The following is a 7,118-nucleotide window of genomic DNA, read 5'->3' on the forward strand; positions in this document are numbered from 1 at the left end:
GTGCGCCGCCCGTATGCTTTTTCCCGACACCACAGGAGACCCCCGAGCCATGGCGCCCACCCGGACCCCCGATCCCATCACCGAACTCGATGCCGTCGCCCTGTCGCGCGCCATCCATGCGCGCGAGGTCTCGTGCGTGGAAGTGCTCGATGCCTTCCTTGGCCAGATCGACCGCCACAACCCGCGCGTCAATGCCATCGTGGCTCCGGTGGAGCGCGACACCCTGCGCGCGCAGGCCGCCGGGCTCGACGCCGAACTGGCACGCGGCGCCAGCCGCGGCCCGCTGCACGGCTTCCCGCAGGCGCCCAAGGACATCAGCCCGGCCGCGGGCATGGTCACCACCAAGGGCTCGCCGATCTTCGCCGGGCAGGTCAGCGAGTACGACGCCGTGATCTTCGAGCGCATGCGCGCCGGCGGCGCGGTCTTCGTCGGGCGCACCAACTCGCCGGAGTTCGGCCTGGGCGGCCATACCTACAACCCGGTCTACGGCACCACCCGCAACGCCTTCGACCCGGCGCGTTCCGCCGGCGGCAGCAGCGGCGGCGCCGCGGTGGCCGTGGCGCTGCACATGCTGCCGGTGGCGGATGGCTCTGACATGATGGGGTCGCTGCGCACGCCCGCGGCGTTCAACCACGTGTATGGCCTGCGCACCTCGGTCGGCTGCGTGCCGCACGGCCCGGGCGACGAGGTCTTCTTCCAGCAGTTCAGCGTGGCCGGCCCGATGGCGCGCAACGTGCCGGACCTGGCCCTGCTGCTGTCGGTGCAGGCCGGCTTCGACACGCGTCTGCCGCTGACGCACCGCGCCGAAGCGCCCGGCACCTTCACGCTGCCGCCCGAACGCGACTGGGCCGGCGTGCGCATCGGCTGGCTGGGCAACCTGGGCGGCCACCTGCCGACCGAAGCCGGCGTGCTAGATACTTGCGAGCAGGCGCTCACGCACCTGCGCACGCTCGGCTGCACTGTGGACACCGCGCTGCCCGAGTTCGACCTGGAGCGGCTGTGGCACGCGTGGATCGACCTGCGCAGCTTCTCGGTGGCTGGCGCCAACGCGGCGCTGTACCACGACCCGGCCAGGCGCGCGCTGCTCAAGCCCGAGGCCGCATGGGAGATCGAGCGCGGGCTGGCCCTGCCGGGCACGCGCGTGTACGAAGCCCTGTGCGAGCGCAGCGCGTGGTACCAGGCACTGCGCTCGCTGTTCGAGCGCTTCGACTACCTGGTGCTGCCGGCCGCGCAGGTGTTTCCGTTCGATGCCGACTGGGACTGGCCGCACACCATCGACGGCCGCGACATGGACACCTACCACCGCTGGATGCAGGTCGTGGTGCCGGCCACCATGGCCGGGCTGCCCGCCCTGGCCGCACCCGCCGGCTTCGGCCGCCAGGGCCTGCCGGCCGGCATCCAGATCATCGGCCCCGCGCAGGCCGACGCCGCCGTGCTGCAGCTCGGCCATGCCTATGACCAGGCCGGCGGCTTCTCGCGCGTGCGCAGCCCCTGGCTCGATTGAGCCTTCGGCTGGTCCCGGCCCCGCTTCGTATTGCTTCCAATTGCCTTCTATTCCTACAACTGCCGGCAGGAGTGCCAACGATGACCGCAATGCCCCCGAAGCCGTTTCTCGCCTGCGCCGCCGCCCTGACCGCGGTGCTGTCCGCAACGCCCGCCGCCGCGCAGGCCCAATCCTGGCCGGACCGACCGATCCGGCTGGTGGTGCCCTTCGCCGCGGGCGGCGCCACTGACGTGCTGGGCCGCCTGCTGGCAGTCGGCCTCGGCGAAAAGCTCGGCCAGTCGGTAGTGGTCGAGAACAAGCCCGGCGCCAGCACCGTGATCGGCGCCACCCAGGTATCCAAGGCCGCGCCCGACGGCTACACGCTGCTGCTGGCGGCCAGCACCACGCTGACGCTGAACCCGGCCATCCGCCAACACCTGGGCTACGACCCCATCAAGAGCTTCACCCCGCTGGGCCTGGTCGCCGACATGAGCCTGGTGCTGGTAGCCAACCCGGACACGCAGATCACCACGCTCAAGGATCTGGTGACGCAGGCCAAGGCCCACCCCGACAAGTTCTCCTACGGCTCGTTCGGCGCCGGCTCCTCGGTGCATTTCGGCGCGGAGATGCTCAAGTCCGCCACCGGCATCCGCATGGTCCACGTGCCCTTCAACGGCAGCGCCCCCAGCCTGACCGCGCTGGCCGGCGGCCAGGTACAGGTCGCCGTCGATACCGTCGTGGCCACCCTGCCGCTGATCAAGGGCGGCAAGATCCGGCCGGTGGCGGTGCTGTCGCCGCAGCGACTGCCGGCGTTGCCGCAAGTGCCGACTGTCGCGGAGAGCGGGTATCCCGGCTTCCAGATGGGCACGTGGTTCGCGCTGCTGGCACCCGCGGGCCTGCCCGCGCCAGTACAGCAGAAACTGGAGAAGGCCCTGGCAGACGTCGCCAACTCGCCGGCTACCAAGGCACGCATGGTCGAACTGGCGCTGACGCCGGCTTATGGCAATGGCGCGGCGGTGAAGGCGCGGGTGGAGAAGGAATTGCCGGAGATGCGGGCGGTGGCGGCGCGGGCGGATATTCGGGCGGAGTAAGTCCACCAGGGCGGCCGTCGGTTGCCGTCCCTATTCCACATGCGCCGCGAACCCCACCGTTCCCGGCGCAACCTCCTCGCGAAGCGTCAGCTGCGGAATCCGGTAGTCCCCCGCGTTCTGCCGCCGGAACGGAATCGGAGCGGTCGTCCCCAGCGCATCCAGCCGCTCGCCCAACTCCTCGCGAATCCGAGCAAAGCGCGCCTCATCAACCTTGCTGGTCCGATACACCAGGTACGGCGGCAGCACGTCAAACCCGGGGTAGTACAGGATGCCGTGGTGGATCGGGAACAAGATGTCGTCGATCGGGCCATTGATCCCGCGCGGGCTGTAGTGCGATTCCCAGCCGCCGGTGGTAACGACCAGCATGGCACGCTTGCCGGCGAGGCTGCCCTCGCCATAGCGGTCGCCCCAGCGTTCGTCAGAGTGCTCGCCGACGCCGTAGGCAAAACCATAGGCGTAGACGCGCTCGACCCAGCCTTTCAGGATGGCCGGCATCGAGAACCACCACAGCGGGAACTGCAGGATAACCGTGTCGGCCCAGCGCAGCTTTTCCTGCTCATGCGCAATGTCATCGCTCTGCAGCCCGTTTTCGAACGCGTGCTTGGAATCCAGTGACGGGTGGAAGGGCGCATCGCCCGGCCGCGCCTTGGTATCGGCGCCGTCGAGCTGGGCCTTCCACTGCATCGCATACAGGTCCGAGACCTGGACCTGGTGCCCGGCATCGCGCAAGCGCTGCACGGCAAAGTCGCGGATCGCGCCGTTAAGCGACCTCGGTTCCGGGTGGGCATACACAAGCAATACGTTCATGACAGCGGCTTCCAATGATTGAGTGAACCCAGCATAGGCCGTCGTCAGCTATATTAGAAATGAATATCCAATATCCCAGGTATTGTCATGAATAATCTCAGACGGCTGGACCTGAACCTGCTGGTGACGCTGGATGTGCTGCTGTCCGAGCACAACGTGACCCGCGCGGCGCAGCGGCTGCACCTGTCGCAGCCTTCGGTCAGCGTCCACTTGTCGAGGCTGCGCGATTACTTCGGTGACCCGCTGCTGTTGCCGGGCCCGCGCGGCATGCGTCCCACCGCCAAGGCGGAATCGCTGCGCGAACCGTTGCGCGAAGCGCTGGCCGCGCTGGAGCATGCGGTCTCGTCCGATACGCCGTTCGATCCCGCCGCCTCGACCCACACCTGGCGCGTGGCTGCGACCGACTACGGCGAATCGACCATCGTGCTGCCGGCGCTGCAGGCGCTGCGCATGGCGGCGCCCGGCGCGCGCCTGGCCGTGGTCGAGATGGTGCCGCCGCGCATCGCCCGGCAGGCCGAGCGTGCCGAACTGGACCTGGCCTTCCATACCACCGATGGCTCGCCGCCGGGCCTGCACCGGCGTGCGCTGTTTACCGAGCGCTATGTGCTGGTGGGCCGCGCCGGCCATCCGCGGCTGAAGCGGCGGCCCACGCTGGCGCAGTTCTGCGCGCTCGACCATGTGATTGTGTCGCCGGACGGTGGCGGCTTCTACGGCGTCACCGACGAGGCGCTGGTACTGGCCGGCATGCAGCGGCGTGTGGTGCTGTCAGTGCCCCACTTCCTGTTTGTCACGTCGGCCGTTGCCAGCACCGATCTGGTGGCGATGCTGCCCGAGCGGCTGGTGCGCGGCGTGCCGGGACTGAAGGTGGTGGAACCACCAGTCGAAGTGCCGGGCTATGAGATGTCGATGTTGTGGCCAGAGCGCGTGCATCGCGATCCGGCGCATAGTTGGCTGCGTGAACTCATCGTCACATCGGTCTGAGCGGCGCTGCCTCGCACGTTTGCATACAAAACTGGAATACAATCAGCGCTTTCAACGCTGCGGCATGGGGTGGCACCCGATGCCGCCACCAGTTTTGGAGGAGACCATGACGTATTCAGAAACGGGCCTGACTTCCCGCCACGTGGCCGCGCTCGCGCCGATCGAGGATTACCTGCAGGGCCATATCACCGGCAAGGCCGAGTTCATGTACAAGGCGTTTGCCGCCGACGCGCGCATCGTCTCGTTCCGTGATGGCAAGCTGCATTCGCTGACGGTCGAGGAATTCGCCTCGGCGCGCTGCCCCGGCCATCCCGCGGCGGACGAGGCGCAGCGCAAGCGTTTTATCACGCAGTTCGATGTGGTGGGCAATGCCGGTGTGGCCAAGGTGGTGCTGGAATACCCGGGCGTGACCTTCACCGACTACATGACGCTGCTGGAGATCGACGGCGTCTGGAAGATCGTCAACAAGACTTTCAGCGCCGCACCGCGCTGAAGATGGGACAGCCGCTGCGGCAAAGCGCCGCAGCGGTGCAGCCCAGGCCCTGCTTTGCGGCAGCAGGCAATCCTGCCCTTCATCCGCTCGCGCCCGACCACGCGCGCCACTTCGGCGATCACGCAGTCGTTGAGTTGCGTTCAGCCCGGCAGCACCGCCGTCGCTTCGATCTCGAACAGCATGTTGTCCAGCGCCAGCCGCGGCACCGGGATCAGCGTGCAGGCCGGCGTTGGCTTGTCGCCCCACATCTCGCGCAGCGCCGCACCGAAGGTGCGCAGGCGGTCGTGCGAGTGGTCGACCACCAGCACCGTGAGCTTGGCCACATCGCCCACGTCGGCGCCTGCCGCTTGCAGCGCGATGCGCAGGTTCTGCATGGCGCGTGCCACCTGGCGCGGGAAATCGAGCGGCAGGCAGCCGGCCGCGTCCTCACCGCCCTGCCCCGCGATATAGACGATGCGGGCCGGGCCTTCCACCATGGCCACATGCGAATAGCCGTTGGGCCGCGGGTCGTACAGGCCCTCGGGATTGATGAGGCTCAGCGAGGGATTGGGGCGGGCAACCGGCATGGTGGGCATTGAAGGCAGCGCGGGCATAGAAGGAGAACGCAAGGATGAGGGCGAGAACGGGAACATGGTCATCAGCTCTGTATTTGAGGCGTGGCGAACAATGGAGTCGCAAGTATCAAACCTCAACCTAGATTGAGGTCAAGCGCAGCCTTGGTGTTAGCATGGGCATTCCTCCGTTCCACTGGTGTCTTCCACTGCCGATGGCCTCCGCGAACAAGCCCCCCTCACCGCGCCGGCGCCGTGCCGCGCCTTCCGAAGAACTACTCTCCGTCGGCGAAGTCGCCGCGCGCACGGGCATTGCCGTATCCGCCCTGCATTTCTATGAATCGCGTGGCCTGATCGCCAGCACCCGCAGCGGCGGCAACCAGCGCCGCTATGCGCGTGCCGTGCTGCGGCGCCTGGCCGTGATCCGCGTGGCGCAGCGCATGGGGTTGCCACTGGCGGTGATCGCCGATGCCATGCAGAAGCTGCCGGACGGGCGTGCGCCCACCGCGGCCGACTGGCGCCGGCTGTCGGCGAGCTGGCGCGATGACCTGGATGAACGGATCCGGACGCTCACGCAATTGCGTGACCAGCTGGATGGGTGTATCGGGTGCGGGTGTCTGTCGTTGAAGGCGTGCCCGTTGCGGAACCCGCATGACGCGCTGGCCGGGGAAGGGCCGGGGCCGCATTTCCCGCCTACTGCAATGTCTGCAGGTAAGCCAGCAGATCGCTGATCTGCTTGTCGTCACTGAGCCCCCAGAAGCGCATCTTGGTGCCAGGCACGACCTTGCCGGGCGAATGGATGAAGGCACGCAGCGTGTCATGCGACCACACCACCTTTGAAGCGCGCATCGCCTCCGAATACTGGAAATCGCTGGTGCCGCCCGCGGCGCGGCCGAAGATGCCGTTCAGCTGCGGGCCAAAGCCTGCGCGCGCGTTGCGGCCGACGTGATGGCACGAGGCGCAGCGCGTGGCGAAGAGTGCCTTGCCGGCCTGGATATCGGCGGCAGTGGCTGCAGTGGGGATGGCGGTGAAGGCGGCCAGGGCCAGCAGGACAAAGGCGGTACGGCGCATGGAGCAGCTAGGGAAGGAAAGGGCTTCGGCAACGGGGTTGCATGATACAGGCGTAGCCAGGACGTCCCGGCCCTGCAGCGGGGTTACACCACGTCACACTTGCAACACTTCGCGCGTCCCATATTACAGGCCCGCCCCCTACAGTGAGCCCATGTCCAACGCCCCTTGGGAGGCAACCATGAAACGAATCATCGCAATGGCGGTAGCAGGTGGTGCAATGCTGGTGGCCAGCGCCGGGGCGTACGCCGGTGTGAATATCGATATCGGCATCGGCGTGCCGGGCGTGGTGGTGGCCCAGCCGGCGCCAGTCTATCGTCCAGCCCCGGTCTATGCCCCTGCGCCGGTGTATGCGCCGGCTCCGGTTGCCTATGCGCCCGGCCCGGTAGTGGTGGCACCGCGCCCCGTCGTGGTGGCACCGGTCCCGGTACGCTATGACTATGACCGCGGCTATCGCAGCGACTACCACCGGGGCTACTACCGGGAAGGCTACCGCGAAGGCTATCGAGACCACCGCCGCGACTGGCGCGAGCGCGAATGGGCACACCGTCATGGTCACAATGACGGCTACGGCCACGGGCGCCGCTGGGACTGACGGGTTCGTATGGGGCGGGCGCCACGGCCACGGCCGCGGCGCCCGCCTG

Annotated in this window: 9 protein-coding genes; 6 read left to right on the forward strand and 3 right to left on the reverse strand. The window is 68.0% G+C overall.

The window, feature by feature from the left end; genetic code table 11:
* Positions 1 to 49 precede the first annotated feature (49 nt).
* Together C265_RS19345 and C265_RS19350 are read left to right on the forward strand one after the other, a co-directional pair.
* Positions 50 to 1,504 carry an amidase gene (locus tag C265_RS19345; RefSeq protein ID WP_010810829.1) on the forward strand — a complete coding sequence of 485 codons (1,455 nt, stop codon included), beginning with the start codon at positions 50 to 52 and terminating at the stop codon, positions 1,502 to 1,504.
* 80 nt (positions 1,505 to 1,584) lie between these two features.
* On the forward strand, positions 1,585 to 2,574 hold the full coding sequence (locus C265_RS19350) for a tripartite tricarboxylate transporter substrate binding protein (RefSeq protein ID WP_010810828.1): 990 nt from the start codon (positions 1,585 to 1,587) through the stop codon (positions 2,572 to 2,574).
* A gap of 30 nt (positions 2,575 to 2,604) precedes the next feature.
* Here C265_RS19350 and C265_RS19355 read toward each other — a convergent pair whose 3' ends face one another.
* On the reverse strand, positions 2,605 to 3,381 hold the full coding sequence (locus tag C265_RS19355) for an NAD(P)H-dependent oxidoreductase (protein WP_010810827.1): 777 nt from the start codon (positions 3,379 to 3,381) through the stop codon (positions 2,605 to 2,607).
* 87 nt (positions 3,382 to 3,468) lie between these two features.
* Between C265_RS19355 and C265_RS19360 the strand changes: the two genes are divergently transcribed.
* Together C265_RS19360 and C265_RS19365 are read left to right on the forward strand one after the other, a co-directional pair.
* Positions 3,469 to 4,362 (forward strand): LysR family transcriptional regulator, encoded by an 894-nt coding sequence (locus tag C265_RS19360; protein ID WP_010810826.1) that lies wholly within the window; start codon positions 3,469 to 3,471, stop codon positions 4,360 to 4,362.
* 106 nt (positions 4,363 to 4,468) lie between these two features.
* Positions 4,469 to 4,855 carry a nuclear transport factor 2 family protein gene (locus tag C265_RS19365; RefSeq protein WP_010810825.1) on the forward strand — a complete coding sequence of 129 codons (387 nt, stop codon included), beginning with the start codon at positions 4,469 to 4,471 and terminating at the stop codon, positions 4,853 to 4,855.
* 140 nt (positions 4,856 to 4,995) lie between these two features.
* On the opposite strand, the gene C265_RS19370 is transcribed toward C265_RS19365, so the two are convergent.
* The gene (locus tag C265_RS19370) at positions 4,996 to 5,421 is read right to left on the reverse strand and encodes a RidA family protein (protein WP_018315435.1); all 426 of its coding nucleotides are present in this window, start codon (positions 5,419 to 5,421) and stop codon (positions 4,996 to 4,998) included.
* A gap of 200 nt (positions 5,422 to 5,621) precedes the next feature.
* On the opposite strand from C265_RS19370, the gene soxR reads away from it, so the two are divergent.
* Positions 5,622 to 6,137: a redox-sensitive transcriptional activator SoxR gene (soxR, locus tag C265_RS19375; RefSeq protein ID WP_010810823.1), complete on the forward strand. Its 516-nt coding sequence runs from the start codon at positions 5,622 to 5,624 to the stop codon at positions 6,135 to 6,137.
* Here soxR and C265_RS19380 read toward each other — a convergent pair.
* The gene (locus C265_RS19380; RefSeq protein ID WP_010810822.1) at positions 6,100 to 6,477 is read right to left on the reverse strand and encodes a cytochrome c family protein; all 378 of its coding nucleotides are present in this window, start codon (positions 6,475 to 6,477) and stop codon (positions 6,100 to 6,102) included. The two genes, soxR and C265_RS19380, sit on opposite strands and share 38 nt — an antisense overlap.
* 178 nt (positions 6,478 to 6,655) lie before the next feature.
* On the opposite strand from C265_RS19380, the gene C265_RS19385 reads away from it, so the two are divergent.
* Complete coding sequence (locus tag C265_RS19385; protein ID WP_037024710.1) at positions 6,656 to 7,069, forward strand: hypothetical protein; 414 nt, start codon at positions 6,656 to 6,658, stop codon at positions 7,067 to 7,069.
* The last annotated feature ends 49 nt before the right edge of the window (positions 7,070 to 7,118 follow it).

The organism is Cupriavidus sp. GA3-3 (genome assembly GCF_000389805.1).
In the GTDB taxonomy this organism is placed as follows: domain Bacteria; phylum Pseudomonadota; class Gammaproteobacteria; order Burkholderiales; family Burkholderiaceae; genus Cupriavidus; species Cupriavidus necator_D.

Coding starts and splice junctions, on each gene's coding strand:
- C265_RS19345 (WP_010810829.1), top strand. CDS start 50: ATGGCGCCCACCCGGACCCCCGATCCCATCACCGAACTCGATGCCGTC.
- C265_RS19350 (WP_010810828.1), top strand. CDS start 1,585: ATGACCGCAATGCCCCCGAAGCCGTTTCTCGCCTGCGCCGCCGCCCTG.
- C265_RS19355 (WP_010810827.1), bottom strand. CDS start 3,381: ATGAACGTATTGCTTGTGTATGCCCACCCGGAACCGAGGTCGCTTAAC.
- C265_RS19360 (WP_010810826.1), top strand. CDS start 3,469: ATGAATAATCTCAGACGGCTGGACCTGAACCTGCTGGTGACGCTGGAT.
- C265_RS19365 (WP_010810825.1), top strand. CDS start 4,469: ATGACGTATTCAGAAACGGGCCTGACTTCCCGCCACGTGGCCGCGCTC.
- C265_RS19370 (WP_018315435.1), bottom strand. CDS start 5,421: ATGCCGGTTGCCCGCCCCAATCCCTCGCTGAGCCTCATCAATCCCGAG.
- soxR (WP_010810823.1), top strand. CDS start 5,622: ATGGCCTCCGCGAACAAGCCCCCCTCACCGCGCCGGCGCCGTGCCGCG.
- C265_RS19380 (WP_010810822.1), bottom strand. CDS start 6,477: ATGCGCCGTACCGCCTTTGTCCTGCTGGCCCTGGCCGCCTTCACCGCC.
- C265_RS19385 (WP_037024710.1), top strand. CDS start 6,656: ATGAAACGAATCATCGCAATGGCGGTAGCAGGTGGTGCAATGCTGGTG.